Source organism: Streptomyces sp. NBC_00252, from assembly GCF_036187565.1.
GTDB lineage: Bacteria > Actinomycetota > Actinomycetes > Streptomycetales > Streptomycetaceae > Streptomyces.
On the sequence record NZ_CP108087.1, the window covers coordinates 39,998 to 61,306 of the forward strand.

The following is a 21,309-nucleotide window of genomic DNA, read 5'->3' on the forward strand; positions in this document are numbered from 1 at the left end:
CTTCATCATGCGGCGCCCGGACGACCCCGCACGGCCCCTTCCACCCGTCGAGGACCACCCCTCCAGCGCCCTTCGAGTCCCCCTCCACCGGGCCTCCGCCCAGACTCGAGGAAGACTCCGGCGGGACTCGAGGCGCAGGGGCGTGAGCTGGGCGGGGGCGGGGTGAGGGGGTGTTTTCCGGGAGGGGCGGGGGTGTTCCGGCGGGGGGCGCCGATCTTGTTCTGAGGGGCGGTGGAGCGGGGGCCGGGGGACGGACCCCGGGGGGGTGCGCTTGAGCACCGGCCCGACGCGTACCGGGAGTTGGCCCGCGTGACCCCGGGGCCGGGGGCCACGGGCCGCGGTACGGCGACGGGTGAGGTGTCGTCAGACACCGGGCCCGGACCCCGCCGCCACCGCCACCGCCGGGGTCAGGACCGGCGCCATGGCCCGGGCACGGGCCGGGACCGCCGGCCGCCGGGGCCGGGGCCTGGGCCCGTGTCGGGTCCGTGGCCGGCGCCGGGGTCAGGGCCGGGGCCGGGGGCCGTGGGGGGTGTCGCGGCGAGGGCCCGGTCCACCAGGGCGGGGGCCGCGCCCGTGTAGGCGGACGGGGTCAGGAGGGCGGCTGCTTCCTCCTTGGTGAGGATGCCGGCCAGTTCGGGCAGGCCGGCCAGGGTGTCGGAGAGGGGAAGGCCCGTGCGGGTGGCCAGGAGGGAGGCCCGGGTGAGGAGTTCCCTGGCCGCGGTGCGGCCCAGGCGGGGGGTCAGGACGGCGGAGAGGCGTTCGGAGACGAGCTGTCCGCCGGTGGCCTCCAGGTTGGCGCGCATCCGGTCGGGGCGGACGGTCAGACCGCGGGCGAGTTCGACGGCCGTGTGCGCGGCGCCGCCGGTCAGCCGCAGGCACTCGCGCAGCGGCTGCCATTCCGCGTGCCACACCCCGGCCGAGCGTTCGTCCTCGGCCACCAGACACTGCGTCAGCACACCCGCCTGCGCGGGCACCTGCAGCGCGGCCGAGCGGATCAGGGTGGCCAGCACGGGATTGCGTTTGTGGGGCATCGCCGAGGACGCCCCCCGCCCCGCGACGGCCGGCTCGGCCACCTCCCCGATCTCGGTGCGGGCCAGCACCAGCACGTCCGCGGCGATCTTCCCCAGTGCCCCGGCCGCATGCGCCAGGCCGGCCGCCAGGTCGGCGACCGGGGTGCGCAGCGCGTGCCAGGGCAGCACCGGCGCCGCAAGTCCCGTCTCCCGTGCGAACGCCTCCGTCAGCTCCTCGCACAGGGCGGCCGGGTCGGTGCCGGGGCCGGCGTACTGCAGGTAGCCGGCCAGGGTGCCGGCCGCGCCGCCGAGCGCCACCGGCAGGCCGCCCGAGGCCAGCCGCTCGAGGCGGTCGGCGGCGTCCAGGACCAGCTGGCGCCAGCCGGCCGCCTTGAGGCCGAAGGTGGTGGGCACGGCGTGCAGGGCCAGGGTGCGGCCGGCCATCACCGTGTCCCGGTGCCCGGCCGCCAGCACCGCGAGCGCGTCGGCGACCGAGCGCAGGTCCGCCACGATCAGGCGCAGCGCGCGGGCGGCCACCAGCATCGCGCCGGTGTCCAGGACGTCCTGGCTGGTGGAGCCGCGGTGCACGTACTCGGCGGCGCCCGGGCAGTCCTGGGCGACCCGCGCGGTCAGCGCCGCGACCAGGCCCACCACCGGGTTCGCGGTCTCCCGCGCGGCCAGGGCCAGTTCGCGTACGTCGAAGAACTCCGCGCGGGCCGCGGCGGTGACGGCCGCCGCCGCCGAGGCCGGCACCGTGCCCAGGCGGGCCTGTGCCCGGGCCAGCGCCGCCTCCGCGTCCAGCATCGCCTGCAACCACGCGACATCGCCGACGGCCGCCTCGACGGGGGTGCCCGCCCGCACCGGGGACAGCAGCCCCGCGTCCAGATGCGCCGACAGCTCCACCGGCGGCGGAGACAGCGGGGACGGCGGGGTCGGCGGGGTCGGGTCGGGGGAGGTCATGCGCCCGCCTTCACACTCGGGGCCGCAACCGGGCCCGGGGACACGGGAGTTGCCGCGTGCCGCACCGGACGGCGGGCGGCGGCGGGTGCCTCGTGGGCCTGGGGCACGGCCAGGACCGCGGCGGCGATGGCGTCGGAGTCCTCCAGGGTGACCGAGCCGACACCGGGCCGGATGCCCGCGGCCGTCACCCAGTGCACGGACTCGGTGGGCACCCCGTAGGCGAAACGCCGCGGATGGGGCACCCCGTGCGCGTCGATCAGACGGTAGGGGCGCCCGGTCACCGCCAGTCCCCCGGTCTCGTACCCGCCGCCGTCGTCCTCGTCGTGGAGGGCGGGGATGCGGTAGGGGCGGCACTGGCCGGTGCGCAGCAGCTGGCTCATCAGCGGGTCGGCGGTGCGCCGCAGGTCGGTGCCGGGCAGGCGGGCCTCGATCAGGACGGTGGCCCGGATGCGTACCCCCGGGATCGTCTCGGAGGTGGCCACGAAGCAGGGGCCGGACGCGTCGTGCTCCTGCGCGCCCACCCGCAGCCCGGGGCCGGTCACCTCCAGGATGCCGGCGTCGATGAGCGCGGCCATCTCCTCGATGCGGGAGGCCGGCGGGCCGATGGAGAGGTAGGCGTTGAGCGGGGTGTACCAGCGCTCCAGGTCGTCGCGGTGGGAGGCGGCGCTCAGGCCGGCGTGGTCGACGGCGAGGCGGACCTCGTTGCGAAGGTCGCGCAGCACGTCCAGGGCCGCCTTGACCGGGCCGCTGACATTGCCCTGCCGGGCCAGGCGGAGGTCCTCGTCGAGATGCCCGCGCAGCCAGGTCCGGAAGGCGGCCAGGTCGGGGAAGGCACGGGCGCCGTAGGGGCGGGCGATGCGCTCCCAGTCCCAGTGCTGCGCGGCGGTGATCCCGGCCTCCTCCAGCAGAAGGTCCTCGGCCGGGCCGGGCTCGGCGTGCAGATAGCGCTCGGTGAACTCCTCGGCCACGGCGGCCGGTTCACCGCGCCGGGCCAGCAGCGCCGCGTAGTAGACGGCGCACACCTCCTTGGAGATCAGCGGCCACAGATCGGCGGCGAAGTCGACGGCCGTGCTGCGCCGGTCGGCGGCCCGCAGCGCCGCGACGTACTCCGCCGTCAGCAGCCGCGGCCGGTGGCGGCCGTGGGCGCCCTTCTCGTTCTCGCCGCGCGCCTGGTAGGGCACCCCGCGCCGCGACCCGGCGTACAGGCGCGGCTCACGGCCCGAGGGCCGGTAGACCAGACGCCCCCCGGTACGGGTGAAGACGCCGCCGCGCCCGCGGGTGAACAGCGCCATGTGGTCGAAGAAGTTCAGGCCCAGCCCGCGCAGCAGCACGCTCTCGCCCGGCCGTACGGCGGAGAGGTCCACGTCGGCCGGGTTGGCGGGCGCCACATAGGTCAGACCGTGCCGGGCCGCGAAGGCCGCCAGCCGCCGCTCGGTGCGGGAGGGCCGTACCGGGACGTGCCCCTGCGCCAGGACCACCGCCGACAGGCCCTCCAGCCGGGTGCCGTCCTCCAGCACCACGCTCTGGCGGCCCGCCCGGACACCGTCGGCATCCGTGAGGGCGACGGCGCGCAGCGCGTGGGTGCGCACCCGGACATGGGCGGCGGCGTTGGCGACGACCCGCCCGAACGCCCAGGTGAGATAGGAGCCGTAGAGGGCGCGGGTGGGATACGTGTCGGGGCCCAGGACGCGCGCCTCGGCAAGAACCTCCGCGCCGAGGCCGGCACCGGCATCGGGGGCGCCCTCCAGGGTGCCCGACTCCAGGGCGCGCGCCCACTCGTACAGGCTCGGGCCCTCCTCCAGCGGGCCGTCGATGCGGACACTCGCATCGGTGTAGACCGTCACCTGCGAGGCGACGGTGTTCATCAGCAGCTGCCGCGACTGGGTGGGGCGCCACACCCGCCCGGAGCCCGGCGGGCCGGGATCGACGACGTGCACGGTGACGGTGTCCCAGCGGGGCGACTTCCGTTCCTGCGCACACAGCCGTTCCAGCACGGAAAGGCCCCGGGGGCCGGCACCGACCAGGCACACCTCCAGATGGGCCGCGGTCGCGTCGCCGGGCGGCGGCGCGGCGGCGCGGGGATCCGGGTCCCCGGGGGGAAAGACTCCGCCCGGGGGAAACCGATCGGCCGTCATGACGAGCGGCCCTGCGAGGAGTCCGGCGTCTACTGCGCGTTCGCCTGCGTGCGTACCGTCCACAGTTCCTCCCTTCCTGCCGCCACCGTCGGTGCAGACGCTCGACCAGGGCTCGGCTCCGGGTGGAAAAGACCTCGAGAAATCCGGCACGCCATTTCACCGGCCTGTTCCCGAACGGGGCTGTATCGGGACTCGAGTCACCGGGCGGGTAATGGAAGGACCCCCGCGGACGAAAACCCCGCCGGGTCAACCACCGTGACCGGCACGGCACATACGGCCACCCGCACAAAAGACACACGCGCAAAAGACACATCCGCAAAAGGCACACGCGTAACGGCACACACGTAAACGGATTCACGGAGTCACGGAGTCACAGATTCACGGAGTTACGGAGTCACGGATTCGCGGGATGGATGCACGGGATATCCGACAGCACAGTTGTGGACAGCGGTTGCGGGGCCCCAGACGCCTCGTGAAGGAGTTTCGATGAATTCCCAGTCATGCCCCAGGAGTCACCCCCAGGAAAGCGTCGCCGCCGCCGGGTCCGTCCTCTGCGCCCCGTGCGTGCGAAGGGCGGCGCAGCATCTGCGGGTGCTTCCCGCACTGCACCAGGAATGCCTGCACCAGGCCTCCCCCACCGGCCGGCGCACGAATCCCACCAAGGTCTCCGGCAGCCGCAAGAGGGACCACCTCGACATCGCCGTGCTCGACGCCCGGCACAACATCCTGACCATTCTCGAGTCCTGGTCGTCACTGGTCGCGGAGAAGCGCGGGACCCCCGCCCCGGCGCGCAGCGTCCCCTCGCTGGCACGGTTCCTGGTCCGGCATCTGGAGTGGCTCGCCGGCCAGCCCCCGGCGGACGACTTCGCCGACGAGATCGAACGCCTCGTCGGCGAACTCCGCCAGACCATCGACCCCGACCCGCACCCCCTGCACGCCCTCATCCGCAGCTGCGTCGTGGACGGCTGTCCGGGGACGATCAGCGCGCTCCCGCAGCGCGGCACCGGAAGCGGCAGCACCGGTTCGGGTTCGGGTTCGGGTTCGGGTTCGGGTTCGGGTTCGGGGGGCAGCATCCGGTGCTCCTCGGGGCACGCGTGGGACGTGGGCGAGTGGCTGGGGCTGCGCACCCTCATGGAACGGCAGCGGAAGGGCGTCAGCGCATGATCAAGCCACCCAGCCACCGGCTCGTCCCCACCAAGGTGGCCGCCCTCGCCGTGGGGGTCTCCGAGGCGACGATCCGCAAGTGGGTCAGCCGCGGGAAGATCACCCGCTACGGCGCCCCGCACCGCCGCTCCGAGTTCGACATCGAGGAACTCACCGAGATCGCCCTGCACCGGCGGCCCTGACTTCGTCCTCAACTCCGGGCGGGCGGGCGCCGGTTGCTCCCCGAAGCGGGCGGCGGCCCGGGGGGCCGTAGGGCCGGCGGTACGTCTGCGACGCGGAGCCCCGCGCCCGCACACCCCCCGGGGACTCTCCACTCCCCCGGCTCCCGCCGCCCCCCAACTCCGGCTCCCGACAACGAGGTTCATCAACTCCGACTCCCGACGACCGAGTTCACCAACTCCGGCCCCGGACACCCGGGTTCACCAACTCCCGCTTCAACAAATGTTCCTGACGGTTTCTCAACTCCCTTGCCCCACAGGCCCGAAGAGCCCGACCATGCCCGCCGCGACTGCCCTGGCAGCCGCGGCTGCGCCGGTTGCGCGGGCGGGTTTCCGCACCTCCGGGCGAGTGACCCACGTCACTTCCGCGCGGTGTTGGCGGGGGGCCTGACCCCGTGTCACTATCTCCCTACATCTCCCCTGCCCAAAAGCCGCCGCGAGGCCGTGCTGCGGCAGGGAGCGCGTGCCGCGGTCGCCCCTCTCATGGGGTGCGCGGCACTTTTTCTTTCCCGGTTCCGCCGGTTCCGTCGGTTGCGTCGGTCCGCCGGTTCATCGGTGCACCGCTTCACCGTTCGGGCTGCGTCCGGCGCGTCCGCGCCGCGGATGAAGTCCCCTGCGGTGTACGGCGGTTGGCGCCGTGTCTTCTTCGCGGGCCCCTGGCCCCCACGGCCGCCGTGCGGCCCCCGCGCCACCGGCGTCTGCGACACCCCCGGCATTTCCGGGATCTCTGACATCTCCGTGCACGACAGACATAGGGAGCTGAGTGCGTTGACTCTACCGACCTCGGCGGAGGGGGTGCCGGACAGCCGCCGGACCCGCTCGGTCGGCATCGGCCGCGCCCACGCCAAGGCGATCCTGCTGGGCGAGCACGCGGTCGTCTACGGCGCCCCGGCGCTCGCCCTGCCGATCCCGCAGCTCACCGTCACGGCCAGCGCCGGATGGTCCGCCCAGCCCGGCGACGGGCAGGGCGACCTCTCCTACACGATGACCGGTTCCCCCTCGCGGGCGATGGTGACGCAGGCCTCCGACGGGCTGCGCCGGCTGACCGCGGAGTTCAAGGCGCGGATGGGCGTGAGCGGGCGGCCGCATCTGGACGTGATCCTCGACGGTGCGATCCCGCACGGGCGGGGGCTGGGCTCCAGCGCGGCCAGTTCGCGGGCGATCGCGTTCGCGCTGGCCGACCTCTTCGGCCGGGAGCTGGACGAGACCACCGCGTTCGAACTGGTGCAGACGGCCGAGAACATGGCGCACGGCAGGGCCAGCGGCGTCGATGCCATGACCGTCGGCGCGCTGCGCCCGCTGCTGTTCCGGGCGGGCCGTACCCGGGAGGTGCGGGTGGGCTGCGACGGGCTGTTCATCGTCGCGGACAGCGGCCGGCCGGGCAGCACGCGGGAGGCGGTCGAGCTGCTGCGGGAGGGCTTCGACCGCCGGCCCGGGGCGCGCACACGGTTCGTGGGGCGGGCCACGCAGCTGACCGAGGAGGCCCTGCTCGCGCTCGCCGAGGGCCGGGCCGGGGACCTGGGCCGGCGGATGACGGACTATCACGCGCTGCTGCGGGCGGCCCGCCTGAGCACCGGCGCCATCGAGCGGCTGGTGGAGGCCGCGCTGGCGGCGGGCAGCCTCGGCGCCAAGATCACCGGCGGTGGTCTGGGCGGCTGCATGATCGCGCTGGCCCCGCCGGAGCGGGCCCGCGAGGTCACCCGGCGCCTGCACGAGGCAGGCGCCGTACAGACGTGGCTCATACCGCTGAAGGGGCTCGACAACCATGCGCCGTGAACCCACACCGACCACCGCACCCGGCCCCACCCAGACCCTGCCGGGCCCCACCCAGAGCGTGCCGGGCCTGACGCAGACCGTGCCGCGGCCTGCGGGGGCGGACGCCTCCGCCGGTGTCACCGCCGTCGCGCATCCCAACATCGCGCTGGTCAAGTACTGGGGCAAGCGCGACGAGGGGCTGATCCTGCCCTGGACGGACAGTCTGTCGATGACGCTGGACGTCTTCCCAACCACCACCCGGGTCCGGCTGGACGCCGCGGCCGGCCATGACGAGGTGACGCTCGACGGGCAGCCCGCCAGGGGCGAGGCCGCGCGGCGGGTCACCGCGTTCCTTCAGTTGGTGCGGGAGCGGGCCGGTTCCACGCGGCGGGCGGTGGTGGACAGCCGTAACACCGTGCCCACCGGGGCGGGGCTCGCGTCCTCGGCCAGCGGGTTCGCCGCGCTGGCCGTCGCCGCCGCGGCCGCCTACGGGCTGGAGCTGAACGCCACCGGGCTGTCCCGGCTGGCCCGGCGCGGTTCGGGCTCGGCCTCGCGGTCGGTGTTCGGCGGCTTCGCCGTCTGGCACGCCGGACCGGCCGGCGCCACCGGCGCGGCGGCGGACGCGGGTTCCTACGCCGAGCCGGTGCCCGCGGCCGGCCTGGACCCGGCGCTGGTCGTCGCGGTCCTGGACGCGGGCCCCAAGACGGTCTCCAGCCGGGAGGCGATGCGCCGCACCGTGGACACCTCGCCGCTGTACCGGCCCTGGGCCGACTCCAGCCGTGCCGACCTCGCGGACATGCGGGCGGCGCTGGGGCGCGGGGACCTGGAGGCGGTGGGCGAGATCGCCGAGCGCAACGCGCTGGGGATGCACGCCACGATGCTCGCCGCGCGGCCCGCGGTGCGCTACCTCTCGCCGGCCACGGTCACCGTCCTGGACCGGGTCCTGCAGCTGCGGCGGGAGGGGATCGCGGCCCACGCGACGATGGACGCCGGACCGAACGTCAAGGTGCTGTGCCGGCGCGCGGACGCGCGCCGGGTGGCCGCCACTCTCGCCGAGACCGTGCCCTCGGCACGGGTGCTGGTGGCGGGCCCCGGGCCCGGTGCCCGGCTGCTGGACGAGACGGACGGGGCCGCACGATGACCGCCCCGGCCGAGGTGGCCGCCGCCCGCACGGTGGTGCGCCGGGCACCGGGCAAGCTGTTCGTCGCGGGCGAGTACGCGGTGGTGGACGCGGGCAACCCGGCGATCCTGGTCGCCGTCGACCGCTACATCACCGTCACGGTCACCGGCACACCCGGCACACCCGGCGGGCTCGACCCGCTCGCCACATCCCGCTCCCCCGCCCCCGGCGTCACCATCTCCAGCGACCTCACCCCCCGCCCCACCGCCTGGCGCTGGCACGAAGGCCGTCTGGTCCTGCACGGGCCCGGTGACGGCGCGCAGGCGCGGGCCGGGCTCGCGCATGTGGTGGGGGCCGTGGAGACGGTGGGGGCGCTGCTGGCCGAACGGGGCCTGCCGGTACCGGAGTTGGGGATCGCGGTGAGCAGCCGGCTGCACGAGGGGGGCCGGAAGTACGGGCTGGGGTCCTCCGGTGCGGTGACCGTGGCCGCGGTGGACGCCGTGGCCGCGTTCTGCGGGGTGGAGCTGTCGGCCGGTGAGCGCTACCGGCTGGCGATGCTGGCGTCCGCGCGGATCGACCCGAAGGGCTCGGGGGGTGATCTGGCCGCCAGTGCCTGGGGCGGCTGGATCCTCTACCGGGCGCCGGATCGGGCCTTCGTCCTCGACCTGGCCCGGCGGGTGGGCATCGCCCGGACGCTGGCCGCGCCCTGGCCCGGACACGAGGTGCGGCGGCTGCCGCCGCCGGCCGGGCTGCGGCTGGAGGTCGGCTGGACCGGGGAGCCCGTCTCCACCGCCTCCCAGGTCGCCGGCCTCCAGCGGCGCGGCGGCCGCCCGGACACCGCCGCACGCCGGCGGTTCACCCAGGCCAGCAACCGGCTGGTGGAGGCGGCGGCCGGCGCGCTGGAGCGCGGCGAGGACGCCGGGCTGCTGGCCCAGATCCGCATCGCAGCGGCGGAGTTGGCGCGGCTGGACGAGGCGGTCGGGCTGGGCATCTTCACGCCCCGGCTGAGGCGGCTGTGCGAGGCGGCCGAGGCCGTCGGCGCCGCCGCCAAACCCTCGGGGGCGGGCGGCGGCGACTGCGGCATCGCCCTGCTGGACGCGGCCGCCTCCCGGCACATCTGTCAGGTACGGCGGCACTGGACGGCGGCCGGGGTGCATCCCCTGCCCGTGCGCCCCGCCGCGCAACGGCCCGAAAGGACCTCGCAATCATGAGTGCTCAACGCAAGGACGACCACGTCCGGCTCGCCATCGAGCAGCAGGACACCCCCCGCGGACCCCACCCCTTCGACGAGGTGTCGTTCGTCCACCACGCCCTGGCCGGCCTGGACCGCGAGGAGGTGTCCCTGGGCACCTCGTTCGCGGGCCTGTCCTGGCCGGTGCCGCTGTACGTCAACGCGATGACCGGCGGCAGTGCGCGCACCGGCGCCATCAACCGCGACCTGGCGATCGCCGCCCGCGAGACGGGGGTGCCGATCGCGTCGGGGTCGATGAACGCCTACTTCAAGGACCCCGCCTGCGCGGGCACGTTCAGTGTGCTGCGCGAGGAGAACCCGGACGGGTTCGTGCTGGCCAACGTGAACGCGACGGCGTCGGTGGACAACGTGTGGCGTGCGGTCGAGCTGCTGCGGGCCGACGCGCTGCAGATCCACGTCAACACCGCGCAGGAGACCGCGATGCCGGAGGGCGACCGCTCCTTCGGCGCCTGGCCGGGCCAGATCGAGAAGATCGCCGCGGCGGTCGACATCCCGGTGATCGTCAAGGAGGTCGGCAACGGCCTGAGCCGGCAGACCGTCCAGCTGCTGGGCACGCTGGGGGTGGCCGCGGCCGACGTCAGCGGCCGCGGCGGCACCGACTTCGCCCGCATCGAGAACGGCCGCCGCCAGGAGGGCGAGTACGCCTTCCTGCACGGCTGGGGGCAGTCCGCGCCCGCCTGTCTGCTGGACGCCTCCGGCACCGCGCTGCCGCTGCTGGCCTCCGGCGGGGTGCGCGGCCCCCTGGACGCCGCCCGCGCCCTGGCGCTGGGCGCGGTCGCGGTCGGCGCGTCCGGGATCTTCCTGCGCACCCTCCTGGACGGCGGCGTCCCCGCCCTGACCGCACAGCTCACCCGCTGGCTGGACCAGCTGGCCGCGCTGCAGACCATGCTCGGCGCGCCCACGCCGGCCGACCTGGCCGCCTGCGACCTGCTCCTGCACGGCTCCCTGCGCGACTTCTGCGCGGACCGCGGCATCGATACCGCCACCCTGGCCCGCCGCTCCAGCTCCGGCTCCGGCGCGCCGAGCGCCCCGACGACAGGAAGCACCCGATGACCGAGCAGCACGCCATCGCCGGAATCCCGATGCGCTGGGTGGGACCCGTGCGTATCTCCGGGAACGTGGCCCGCACCGAGACCCACATCCCGCTGGCCACCTACGAGTCGCCGCTGTGGCCCTCGGTGGGCCGCGGCGCGAAGGTGTCCATGCTCGCCCAGGAGGGCATCGTCGCCACCCTCGTGGACGAGCGGATGACCCGTTCCGTCCTGGTCGAGGCCACCGACGCGCAGGCCGCCCTCACCGCCGCCCGCACCGTCGAGGCAAGGATCGAGGAGCTGCGGGAGGTGGTGCGCGGCTGCAGCCGCTACGCCCGTCTGATCGGGGTGCGCCACGAGATCAACGCCAACCTGCTGTTTTTGCGGTTCGAGTTCTCCACCGGCGACGCGTCGGGCCACAACATGGCCACCCTCGCCTCCGACGCCCTCCTGGCCCACCTGCTGGCCACCGTCCCGGACATCTCCTACGGCTCGATCTCCGGGAACTACTGCACCGACAAGAAGGCCAGCGCCGTCAACGGCATCCTGGGGCGCGGCAAGAACGTCGTCACCGAACTCCTCGTCCCCCGCGACGTGGTGCACGGTGTCCTGCACACCACCGCCGCGAAGATCGCCCAGCTGAACCTGCGCAAGAACCTGCTGGGCACCCTGCTGGCCGGCGGGGTGCGCTCCGCCAACGCCCACTACGCCAACATGCTGCTGGGCTTCTACCTCGCCACCGGCCAGGACGCCGCGAACATCGTCGAGGGCTCGCAGGGCGTGACGATGGCCGAGGACCGCGACGGCGACCTCTACTTCGCCTGCACCCTGCCCAACCTGATCGTCGGCACCGTCGGCAACGGCAAGGGCCTGGGCTTCGTGGAGACGAACCTGACCCGCCTGGGCTGCCGCGCCGACCGCCCGGCCGGCGACAACGCCCGCCGCCTGGCCGTCATCGCCGCCGCGAGCGTGCTGTGCGGGGAGCTGTCCCTGCTCGCCGCGCAGACCAACCCCGGCGAACTGATGCGCGCGCACGTCCAGCTGGAACGCGACCCCAAGACCGCAAAGGTTGGTGCCTGACCATGTCCCTGTCCATCGGAATCCACGACCTGTCCATCGCCACCGGCGAGTTCGTGCTCCCGCACACCGCGCTCGCCGCCCACAACGGCACCGACATCGGCAAGTACCACGTCGGCATCGGCCAGGAGTCGATGAGCGTGACCGCCGCCGACGAGGACATCGTCACCCTCGCCGCCACCGCCGCCGCCCCCCTCATAGCCCGCCACGGCACCGACCGCATCCGCACCCTGGTCCTGGCCACCGAGTCCTCCATCGACCAGGCCAAGGCGGCCGGCATCTACGTCCACTCCCTCATCGGCCTGCCCTCCGCCACCCGCGTCGTCGAACTCAAACAGGCCTGCTACGGCGCCACCGCCGCCCTGCAGTTCGCCATCGGCCTGGTCCGCCGCGACCCCGCCCAGCAGGTCCTGGTCATCGCCAGCGACGTCTCCCGCTACGACCTCGACAGCCCCGGCGAGGCCACCCAGGGCGCCGCCGCCGTCGCCATGCTCGTCGGCGTCGACCCCGCGCTGGTGCGCATCGAGGACCCCTCCGGGCTGTACACCGCCGACGTCATGGACTTCTGGCGGCCCAACTACCGCGACACCGCCCTGGTCGACGGCCAGGAATCGGTCGGCGCCTACCTGCAGGCCGTCGAGGGCACCTGGAAGGACTACACCGAGCAGGGCGGGCGCACCCTGGAGGAGTTCGCCGCGTTCTGCTACCACCAGCCCTTCACCAAGATGGCCTACAAGGCCCACCGCCACCTGCTCAACTACTGCGGCCGCGACACCGACCCCGACACCGTCACCGCCGCCCTGGGCGAGACCACCGCCTACAACCGGGTCATCGGCAACAGCTACACCGCCTCCGTCTACCTCGCCCTGGCCGCCCTCCTGGACCAGGCCGACGACCTCACCGGCAAGAGCGTCGGCTTCCTCAGCTACGGCTCCGGCTCGGTCGCCGAGTTCTTCGCCGGCACCGTCGTCGCCGGCTACCGCGACCACCTGCGCACCGGCGCCCACCACGAGGCGATCAACCGGCGCACCGAGGTCGACTACGACGCCTACCGCGCCCTGCACGAACACCGCCTCCCGGCCGACGGCGGCGACCACGCCACCCCCGCCCAGACCACCGGCCCCTACCGGCTGGCCGGCATCAGCGGCCACAAGCGCCTCTACGCCACCCGCTGAACCCGCCCCCCGGCGACCGTCCGGGCCGCGCCCCCCTGCACAGGGGGGCGCGGCCCGGGGCACCCCGCCGGCGCACCACTTCACCCACTTCACTCATTTCATTCATTCATCCACGCACCATGCGAAGGGAGGGCAGCCGCATGGACGACGCGACGATCCTCGGTACGGGCAGCCCGATCAGGGACGTCAGGATTCTCGGCACCGGCGCCTACGTGCCCGAGCGGATCGTCTCCAACGACGAGGCCGGCGCGCCCGCCGGGGTCGACGACGCCTGGATCACCCGCAAGACCGCGATCCGTGAACGCCGCTGGGCCGCCCCCGGCCAGGCCACCTCCGACCTGGCCACCGCCGCCGCCCGGGCCGCCATGCAGGCCGCCGGCATCACCGCCGAGCAGCTGTCCGTGATCGCGGTCGCCACCTCCACCCCCGACCACCCCCAGCCGCCGACCGCCGCCTACGTCCAGCACAACCTCGGCGCCTCGGGCACCGCCGCCTTCGACGTCAACGCCGTCTGCTCGGGCACCGTCTTCGCGCTCTCCGCCGTCGGCAGCGTCATCCTGCGCCGCGGCGGCCACGCCCTGGTCATCGGCGCCGACGTCTACTCCCGCATCCTGGACCCCGCCGACCGCAGGACCGTCGTCCTGTTCGGCGACGGCGCCGGCGCGATGGTGCTGGGCCCCTCCGAACACGGCCACACCGTCCGCCACGTCGCCCTGCACACCTTCGGCGAACTCACCGGCCTCATCCAGGTCCCCGCCGGCGGCAGCCGCCGCCCCCTCGACGCGGCCGCCCTGGACGCCGGACTGCACTACTTCGCGATGGAGGGCCGCGCCGTGCGCCGCTTCGTCGTCGAGGAACTCCCCCAGCTGACCAAGGCGTTCCTCCACGAGGCCGGCGTCGAGCCCGCCGACATCCACCACGTCATCCCCCACCAGGCCAACGGCGTCATGCTCGACGACGTCTTCACCCACCTCGCCCTCCCCCACGCCCGCATGCACCGCACCGTGACCCACTACGGCAACACCGGCGCCGCCTCCATCCCCATCACCCTGGACGCCGCCGTCCGCGCCGGCGAGATCAACCCCGGCGAACTCGTCCTGCTCGCCGGCTTCGGCGGCGGCATGGCCGCCAGCTTCGCCCTCGTCGAGTGGTGAGCAGACCCCCGCGACGACAACCGCACAGAAGAACAAGAAAAGGAGGGGGGCGGCCTGTGGCCGCCCCCCTCCTTTTTCTGTTTACGGCCTCAACAGGCCGCCGTCCGGGCGCAGCCGGCCACGTTGCGGGGTCCGCGCAACGGGTCAGGTGCGGCGGCCGGGAGCCCGGTGCCCGGCATAGCCGGCCGGCCACAGCTCCCGCAGGATCCGTACCTCCTGCTCGGACAGCGCGACGTCCTCCCGCAGCCGCTCGGGATGCGCCGGCGGCGGACCGCCGGGACGCTGCACCGGCCTGTGCCCCGGCTGGGCGGCCTGCTGCGCGAGCGGCTCGTAGGAGGCGCCGAAGGCCACCAGGGACAGCCACAGCCGCCGTACGACATAGTCCGCCAGCGCCCGCCGGCCGCCCCGCGGTACCCGTCCCATACCCGCCCCCTCCGCCTCGTGGTCCGTCTGTGCCTTCACAGGCTGCCAAGAGCGGCTCGCGGATGACTTGAGAACGGCACGGGCGCGGTTGCGGCGGCGGCCGTCAGTCGATACCGCGCACCACGTGCGGCTCCCCCCACTCCTCCTCGTCGATCCCCGCCAGCAGCAGCGGCGGCGCGGACGGCAGAGACAGCGGCAGGGGCAGGGGCAGCGGGGGCTGCGTCGTGCCCGGGGACGGGCGGGTGTCCACCTCGGTGATGTCGTACACCTGGTCCTCCTCGACTCGGTGCTGATCGGTGACGGGTGGTGCTCCGCGCCCGGGGCCTCAGAGGCCGGCGGCCGCCCTCAGCTGCCGGGCGCGGTCGGTGCGCTCCCACGTGAAGTCGGGGATCTCACGGCCGAAGTGGCCGTAGGCGGCGGTCTGGGCGTAGATCGGCCGCAGCAGGTCCAGGTCGCGGATGATGGCGGCCGGGCGCAGGTCGAAGACCTCGTCGATGGCCTTCTCGATCCGCTCCGTGCCCACGGTGTGGGTGTTGAACGTCTCGACGAACAGGCCCACCGGCTCGGCCTTGCCGATCGCGTACGCCACCTGCACCTCGCAGCGCGAGGCGAGCCCTGCGGCGACGACGTTCTTGGCGACCCAGCGCATCGCGTACGCCGCCGAACGGTCCACCTTGGAGGGGTCCTTGCCCGAGAACGCGCCGCCGCCGTGACGGGCCATCCCGCCGTACGTGTCGATGATGATCTTGCGGCCGGTCAGGCCGGCGTCGCCCATCGGGCCGCCGATCTCGAAGCGGCCGGTCGGGTTGACCAGGAGGCGGTAGCCGTCGGTGTCGAGCTTGATGCCCTCTTCCACCAGCGCCTTCAGCTCGGCCTCGACGACGAACTCGCGGATGTCGGGGGCGAGCAGCGACTCCAGGTCGATGTCGGAGGCGTGCTGCGAGGACACCACGACCGTGTCCAGGCGGACGGCCTTGTCGCCGTCGTACTCGATGGTGACCTGGGTCTTGCCGTCCGGGCGCAGGTAGGGGATGGTGCCGTTCTTGCGGACCTCGGAGAGGCGCTTCGACAGGCGGTGCGCGAGGAAGATCGGCAGCGGCATCAGCGTCGGCGTCTCGTCCGTCGCGTAGCCGAACATCAGGCCCTGGTCGCCCGCACCCTGCTTGTCGAGCTCGTCCTCCTCGTCGCCTGCGGCAGAGCCCTCGACCCGTTTCTCGTACGCCGTGTCGACACCCTGCGCGATGTCCGGGGACTGCGCGCCGATCGACACCGACACACCGCAGGAGGCGCCGTCGAAGCCCTTCTTGGAGGAGTCGTAGCCGATCTCCAGGACGGCCTCGCGCACCAGCTGGGCGATGGGGGCGTAGGCGCGGGTGGTGACCTCGCCGGCGATGTGGACCTGGCCGGTGGTGATCAGCGTCTCGACGGCGACCCGGGAACCCGGGTCCTGGCGCAGCAGGGCGTCCAGGACGGTGTCGCTGATCCGGTCGGCGATCTTGTCGGGGTGCCCTTCGGTCACGGACTCCGAGGTGAACAGGCGACGGGACATGACTCTCCAGAAGGTTGCGGCCCGGACGCGGACGGCGCCGGCGGCCGGGCCGGATCGCCCACGCCGTCGTCATCGTCACGGTGCCCGGGTACGGACGAGGCGGAGTCGAAGCGGGGCGGAACAGGAGTGGAGGCGAGGCGGTCAGGGGGCGGCGTGTTCCGGGTCGGGGGGCGGGGCGGCGGCGTCCTGGAGGGCCCGGGCCAGGAGGCGGGCGCGTTCGTGTGCGCCGGGCGGGGCGGGGGTGAGGACGACCCGGGGCGCGCGGCGTCCGCCGTCGGTGGTGGTGGTCAGGCGGTGGGCGAGGTCGCAGGCGGCGGCGCCGGCTCCGGAGAACCCGGCGAGCAGCAGCGGCCGGCCGGCGGTGCGCGCGGCCAGCGCCGCGGCGCCGGTGTCCGTGACACCGGTGCCGTTGCCGTTGCCGGTGTCGGTGTCGGTGTCGGTGTCGGTGAGGAGGAGGAGTTCCTGGGGGCCGGAATAGGCAGGGGGCAGCTGGTCGTAGCAGGTGGGCGGGGCGCCGGGGGGCGAAAGGAGGCAGATCGTGCCCGCCCGGTCGTCGCGGGCCGCGCGCAGGAGGGTCAGCGGGCCGCCCGTCCCGGCGGGACCGGAGGCAGCGGAAGCGGTGGGGGCGGTGCGGGCGGCGGGGGTGTCGTCGGCCATGGGGGGATGTCGCGGCCTTCGAGGAGTTCGAGGGCCTGGGCGACGGTGGTGGACTCGTCCGCGGTCAGGGGAAGTTCACGCAGCAGCAGGGCGCTCTGTACGAGAAGTTCGGCGGCGGCGTCCTCGTCGAGGAGGGCGCGGTCGTGGACGCCGGTGAGGACGAGACCCCCGGTGTCGTCGTGGTGGGCGAGCAGGGCCAGAGGCAGGGCGGAGCGGGCGGGCACGGTGCCGGGGAACTCGGCGCGGATGCCGTGGGCGGCCAGTTCGCTCTCCAGGCCGTGCACCGGGTGCGGCACGTCCTCGAAGACCAGGACGGTCTCGGCACGGCCGGGCTGCGGCTCCCCGTCCGTGCCGGGGGGCGGCTCGGCGGGGAGCCATTCGCAGGCGGCCATGTCCAGGGCGCGGTCGCGCAGGTGGCGCAGCAGGCGGGGCAGGGTGTGGGCGGGGTCGATGTCCAGGGACATCGGCAGCAGGTTGCGCAGCGGGCCCGGCAGCCAGGCCGCGCCGTCCAGTGCGATGCCGCGGCCCGGGACGGTCACCGCGAAGCACACCGGGGCCGCTCCGGTGGCGCCGGACGCGCGGTAGATCAGCAGCGCCCAGACGGCCTGCAGCACACTGCTCTCCGCGGTGCCCCAGGTGCCGGCCCAGCGGGCGAGACGGACGGTCTCCGCCGCGTCCAGGCGCAGCCGGGCGCGGCCGACGCCGCTCCCGCCGGTGGCCGCGCCCCGGCGGCCGGGGCGGGAGGCCGCGGCGGTGACGGCGGGGGGTGTCAGGCGTGCCCACAGGGCGCGGGCGGGGCGCGGGTCCTGGGCGGCGATCCAGGCGGTGTAGTCGCGCAGGTCGGGGCGGCGCTGGCCGCCGGGCAGGGTGCCGCCGGCGAGGTAGGCCCGGTAGAAGGTGCGCAGCAGGAGGTGCGCGGACCAGGTGTCCAGCAGGGCCCGGTGGTAGGTGAGCACGATGCGGGTGGACGTGCCGGGGCCGGCCGGCGGGGCCTGTTCGGGCTCCAGCAGCGTCAGGCGCAGCGGGCCGGGACGGCGCAGGTCGAAACCGCGCAGCCGGTCGCGCTCCAGGAAGGGGGCCCGGTCCGCGCCGGAGGGGATGCGGCGGGTGATGTCCGGGGTGACCCGGCCGTGCACGATCAGCCGCGGCGGACTCGTCCCGGTGAACGCCGTACGCAGCACCGCCTCCCGGTCGAACACCGACTGCCACGCCGCCTCGAACCGTCCCGCGTCCAACGGCCCGCGCCACACCCACACCACCTGCTCCACATGCCGCCCGGTTCCCGGCCTTCCCTCTCCCCCGGCATAGAGGGCCGCCTGCTGCGCGGTGGGCGCGAACACGCCCGGGACGGGGGCGGTGGCGGAGCCGGCGAGCTCTTCCAGGACGTCTTGGAGCAGGGCGGCGAGGGCGGCGGGCGTGGGCGTGGGCGTGGGGGTGGGGGGTGTGGCCGCCGGGGGCTCGGTGGTGTCGGGGGATGCCGAGGGGACGGTACGGCCGGGGGGCGCCGGGGGGCCGTCGGACACAGGCGCAAAACCGGCGGGGGCCGCCGAGGGGGCCGTGCGACCGGTGGCCGCTGCAGCGTCGGCGGACGGCGGGAGGTCGGAAACACCGGCGGTGGCCGAAGGAGCCGTAGAAGCGGCAGTGGCCGGAGCGTCGGCGCGGTCGACGGTGGCCGGAGGGGCGGCGCGGTCGACGCGGTCGGCGGCGGCCGGAGGGGGCGTGGCCGCTGGGGGGCGGGGGAAGTCGGCGGGCACCGTGAGGGCGGCGCCGACGGTGGACGTCGACGGAACGGAAGGGCCGCCGGTCCCCGGGGCGCCGTTCGCGGCGGCGTGGCCGGCCGCTGCCGGGGTGCCGGCGGGCCGGGCGGGTGGCCGGTCGAGGGTGAAGTGCAGTCGGCCGCTGGTGATCCGGGCGTGTGCCTGGAGGCAGTGGGTGCGGGGTTGCGGTAGGCCGGGGACCGGGTGAGCGGTTGCGGATGGTGTTTCGTGCGGGGCGTGCAGGACCAGGCAGGCGGGGGCGGCGGGCAGTGCGCGCAGGGTGGCGCGCAGCAGCGGGTCGGGGCTGAACTCGCGGCAGGCACCGAAGCCGGCGCCGCCCGCGGCCCGTCCGGCGCCGGCCGCCAGGAAACCGGCCGCGGCGGCGAGTTGGCCCAAGGCGTCGGGGCCGGGATCCAGGGTGAGCTGGACCGGGTGCACGTCGGTGAGCCGGCCGGCGTGGCGGCGCAGACCCGGATGACCGCTCCTGGGATCGCTGCGGACGTCGAACCCGACCTCGTCGGTGCGCTGCCACCGGGCCAGCGCCAGCGCGAACACGCCGGTCAGCACCTGCTCCGCGGTGAGCGCGAGACGCCGGGCCAGGTGCCGGGTGATCCGCTCGGTCTGCTCCTCGTCCAGGATGAAGCCGGCCTGGTGCAGGGGGTGTTGGGGGTGTGGGGGTGTTTCCGGGGCGGAGGCCGGGCCGGTCTCCGGGACGGACGGTGAGCCGGTGGTGCCCGGCCTGGTCCCCGGGCCGGCATCCGGCCTGCCGTCCGGCCCGGAGCCCGCACCGGTGTCCGGGTCGGCGTACGCACCGGCGTCCGGGCCGTTCTCCGGGGTCGGCAGCACGGCAGTGCTGTCCGGGGCGATGCAGGGGGTGGTGCCCGAGCCCACGTCCGGTCCGGTGCCCGCCGTGGGCAGCGGGACGGTGCCGGCCGGCGCGCCCGTGTCGGCCGGCGCACCCGTGTCGGCCGGCGCGGCGGTGTCGGCCTCCCCGCCCGGCCGGGGCATCCCGGCGGCGCTGGAGGTGACCGAGCGGGACCTTCGCTCGGCGACCAGGCTCCAGTGACGGGCCTCGGCGGGGTCGCGGGCCAGCTCGCGCAAGCCCGCGACCCAGTCGGCCAGGCCGTCGCCCGCGCACCGCGCCCGTACTGCGGCGGAGGCCGGGGCCGGGGCCAGGGACAAGCCCGCGCTCCGACCGGGTTCCGAGGCTGGGGACAAGCCTGCGGCCAGACCAGGTTCCGAGGCCGAGGGCGAGCCTGCGGCCGGACCGGGTTCCAAGGCCGGGGACAAGCCCGCGCCCCGACCAGGTTCCGAGGCCGGGGGCAAGCCCGCAGCCAGACCAGGTTCCAAGGCCGAGGGCAAGCCCGCGGCCGGACCGGGTTCCGAGGCCGGGGAGAGGCCCGCGGCAGCAGCGACGGCCGGGGCCGAATCGCCCGGCGTGAGCGGGTCCGGAGGTGTCGGGCCGATGACCGTGGCCGGTCCCAGGGCTCTGGTCAGGTCGGTGAGGAGGAGGTCGCGGGTGGTGGGGTCGGTGGCGAGGGGGTGGATGAGGAGCGTGAGGCGGTCGGGGCGGGCGGGGCGGTGGTCGCGGGCGAGGAGGGCGCGGAGGTGGATGCCGGCAGACGGGTCGAGGGTGCGGGACAGCGCGGTGACCGCGGCGGTGTGGCCGGGCTCGTCGGTGAACTGCCCCTCCGTCAGCAGGTCCTGGCCGCCCGGACCGGGCGGGCCGGTCAGGTGGCCGGCCGCCGTGTCGAGGCGGTGGCGCAGCTGCGGGTGGGCGGCCACGACGGTGTGCAGGGCCCGGCGCACCGTCTCCGTGTCCGTTGCGGCGGCGGTCTCCAGGAAGAACGCCTCACAGCCGTAGCCGGGGGCGCGGGTGCCGTCCGGGGCGAGCAGTGCGCGCTGCGCGGGGGTGAGCGGGTGGACGGTCGCCGTGGTGGTGAGGAGGTCGGCGATGCGGCCCGCCACGGCGGCGGCCGGGATGTCCCCCTGCGCCGTGCACCGCAGGGTGTGGTGGCCGGGGCCGTGCCGCAGCAGCCGGTGCCCGCCGCCGGCGGCCGGATCCTGTCCGTCGGCGGCAAGGCGGTGCAGGAGGTCTTCCAGTGCGGCGGCATCGAGCGGGCCGCGCAGTTCGAGGTCCCACGGCGCGGAACCGGCATCAGAGCCGGAGCCGGAGGCAGGGGCGGGGGCGGGGGCCAGGATCAGCGCGGTCGGCGCGTACGGGAAACGGTTGGCAGTCATGGTGTGGTCCGGGGGTGCGCGGGCCGGTACGGGAACCGGATCCCCTCTGTCTCCTCTCGGCGCACGCGGGAGGAACCCGCGGAACTCCTCCCGGCCGGCCGCTCCCCCACCGCACACGGACCCGTCGTAGTACGGGGAGCCGTCGTACGGGGAGCGGCCGGCCGGCAACCCGGCGTACGGAGGCCCGGCATGCACGGGCCCGGTGGGACGCCGGCCGCGGAGGGGGCCGCGGTGCGGGCGGTGCCGGGTTGGGTGCACGGGGGCCGGTGCTGGCCGTACTGCCTCTCTGCCATGACGCCCTCCTGGCCTGCCTGCGTGCACAACGGTCGAGATGAGCACGTTAATGGCCCTACGCGCCCCGAGCCCGTTTCCCCGAGCGGATGTGCAGCGGGGTGCGAGCAGCCCCCGAGAACGGCCGACGGCCGCCTGCGGGAGCAGGGGTGCGGAGGGCACGGAAGGCTCGGAGGGCGCCGGGGACCGCCTGCGGGGGCAGGGTGCGGAGGGCGTGGAGGGCGGCGGGGAGGGAGAGGGGGACGTAGGGCAGGGCGCGGCGGTACGGCCGCCCGCGGGGCCGGCCGGGCGGCCGTCACGATACCGGCGCCCGGCACCCGGCGGGCGCGTGCCGGGGCCG

At 75.1% G+C, this 21,309-nt stretch carries 16 protein-coding genes; 9 read left to right on the forward strand and 7 right to left on the reverse strand.

Annotation, left to right across the window (positions count from 1 at the left end):
- Window positions 1-407: 407 nt before the first annotated feature.
- Both pcaB and OHT77_RS00175 read right to left on the reverse strand, forming a co-directional pair.
- A complete protein-coding gene (pcaB, locus tag OHT77_RS00170; protein ID WP_328825792.1) occupies window positions 408-1,970 on the reverse strand; it encodes a 3-carboxy-cis,cis-muconate cycloisomerase in 1,563 nt (520 codons plus the stop codon).
- Window positions 1,967-4,105: an FAD/NAD(P)-binding protein gene (locus OHT77_RS00175; RefSeq protein WP_328825793.1), complete on the reverse strand. Its 2,139-nt coding sequence runs from the start codon at window positions 4,103-4,105 to the stop codon at window positions 1,967-1,969. The genes pcaB and OHT77_RS00175 overlap by 4 nt, the downstream gene beginning before the upstream one ends.
- Before the next feature lie 591 nt (window positions 4,106-4,696).
- Between OHT77_RS00175 and OHT77_RS00180 the strand changes: the two genes are divergently transcribed.
- From OHT77_RS00180 to OHT77_RS00220, 9 genes are all read left to right on the forward strand, one after another.
- Entirely contained in the window at window positions 4,697-5,269 is a 573-nt protein-coding gene (locus OHT77_RS00180) for a hypothetical protein (RefSeq protein WP_328825794.1), read from the forward strand.
- Window positions 5,266-5,451 (forward strand): hypothetical protein, encoded by a 186-nt coding sequence (locus OHT77_RS00185; protein ID WP_327740976.1) that lies wholly within the window; start codon window positions 5,266-5,268, stop codon window positions 5,449-5,451. The genes OHT77_RS00180 and OHT77_RS00185 overlap by 4 nt, the downstream gene beginning before the upstream one ends.
- 804 nt (window positions 5,452-6,255) lie before the next feature.
- Window positions 6,256-7,263, forward strand: coding sequence for a mevalonate kinase (gene mvk / locus OHT77_RS00190; RefSeq protein WP_328825795.1), 1,008 nt, complete (start codon window positions 6,256-6,258; stop codon window positions 7,261-7,263).
- Window positions 7,253-8,383 carry a diphosphomevalonate decarboxylase gene (gene mvaD / locus OHT77_RS00195; protein WP_328825796.1) on the forward strand — a complete coding sequence of 377 codons (1,131 nt, stop codon included), beginning with the start codon at window positions 7,253-7,255 and terminating at the stop codon, window positions 8,381-8,383. Before mvk ends, mvaD begins: the two co-directional genes overlap by 11 nt.
- The gene (locus OHT77_RS00200) at window positions 8,380-9,573 is read left to right on the forward strand and encodes a phosphomevalonate kinase (protein ID WP_328825797.1); all 1,194 of its coding nucleotides are present in this window, start codon (window positions 8,380-8,382) and stop codon (window positions 9,571-9,573) included. The genes mvaD and OHT77_RS00200 overlap by 4 nt, the downstream gene beginning before the upstream one ends.
- Window positions 9,570-10,667: a type 2 isopentenyl-diphosphate Delta-isomerase gene (gene fni, locus OHT77_RS00205; RefSeq protein ID WP_328825799.1), complete on the forward strand. Its 1,098-nt coding sequence runs from the start codon at window positions 9,570-9,572 to the stop codon at window positions 10,665-10,667. The genes OHT77_RS00200 and fni overlap by 4 nt, the downstream gene beginning before the upstream one ends.
- Entirely contained in the window at window positions 10,664-11,725 is a 1,062-nt protein-coding gene (locus tag OHT77_RS00210) for a hydroxymethylglutaryl-CoA reductase (protein ID WP_328825801.1), read from the forward strand. The genes fni and OHT77_RS00210 overlap by 4 nt, the downstream gene beginning before the upstream one ends.
- 2 nt (window positions 11,726-11,727) lie before the next feature.
- Window positions 11,728-12,897 carry a hydroxymethylglutaryl-CoA synthase gene (locus OHT77_RS00215; protein ID WP_328825802.1) on the forward strand — a complete coding sequence of 390 codons (1,170 nt, stop codon included), beginning with the start codon at window positions 11,728-11,730 and terminating at the stop codon, window positions 12,895-12,897.
- 140 nt (window positions 12,898-13,037) lie between these two features.
- Window positions 13,038-14,051 carry a 3-oxoacyl-ACP synthase III family protein gene (locus tag OHT77_RS00220; protein ID WP_328825803.1) on the forward strand — a complete coding sequence of 338 codons (1,014 nt, stop codon included), beginning with the start codon at window positions 13,038-13,040 and terminating at the stop codon, window positions 14,049-14,051.
- Window positions 14,052-14,195: 144 nt separating this feature from the next.
- On the opposite strand, the gene OHT77_RS00225 is transcribed toward OHT77_RS00220, so the two are convergent.
- The 5 genes from OHT77_RS00225 to OHT77_RS00245 form a co-directional block, all read right to left on the reverse strand.
- On the reverse strand, window positions 14,196-14,474 hold the full coding sequence (locus tag OHT77_RS00225; protein ID WP_328825804.1) for a DUF6059 family protein: 279 nt from the start codon (window positions 14,472-14,474) through the stop codon (window positions 14,196-14,198).
- 103 nt (window positions 14,475-14,577) lie between these two features.
- Window positions 14,578-14,742 carry a surface protein gene (locus OHT77_RS00230; RefSeq protein WP_328825805.1) on the reverse strand — a complete coding sequence of 55 codons (165 nt, stop codon included), beginning with the start codon at window positions 14,740-14,742 and terminating at the stop codon, window positions 14,578-14,580.
- A 57-nt stretch (window positions 14,743-14,799) separates the two neighbouring features.
- Window positions 14,800-16,023, reverse strand: coding sequence for a methionine adenosyltransferase (gene metK / locus OHT77_RS00235; protein WP_328825807.1), 1,224 nt, complete (start codon window positions 16,021-16,023; stop codon window positions 14,800-14,802).
- A gap of 141 nt (window positions 16,024-16,164) precedes the next feature.
- The gene (locus OHT77_RS00240; RefSeq protein ID WP_328825808.1) at window positions 16,165-16,680 is read right to left on the reverse strand and encodes a hypothetical protein; all 516 of its coding nucleotides are present in this window, start codon (window positions 16,678-16,680) and stop codon (window positions 16,165-16,167) included.
- Window positions 16,599-20,678 (reverse strand): condensation domain-containing protein, encoded by a 4,080-nt coding sequence (locus OHT77_RS00245; RefSeq protein WP_328825809.1) that lies wholly within the window; start codon window positions 20,676-20,678, stop codon window positions 16,599-16,601. Before OHT77_RS00245 ends, OHT77_RS00240 begins: the two co-directional genes overlap by 82 nt.
- Between the last annotated feature and the right edge of the window lie 631 nt (window positions 20,679-21,309).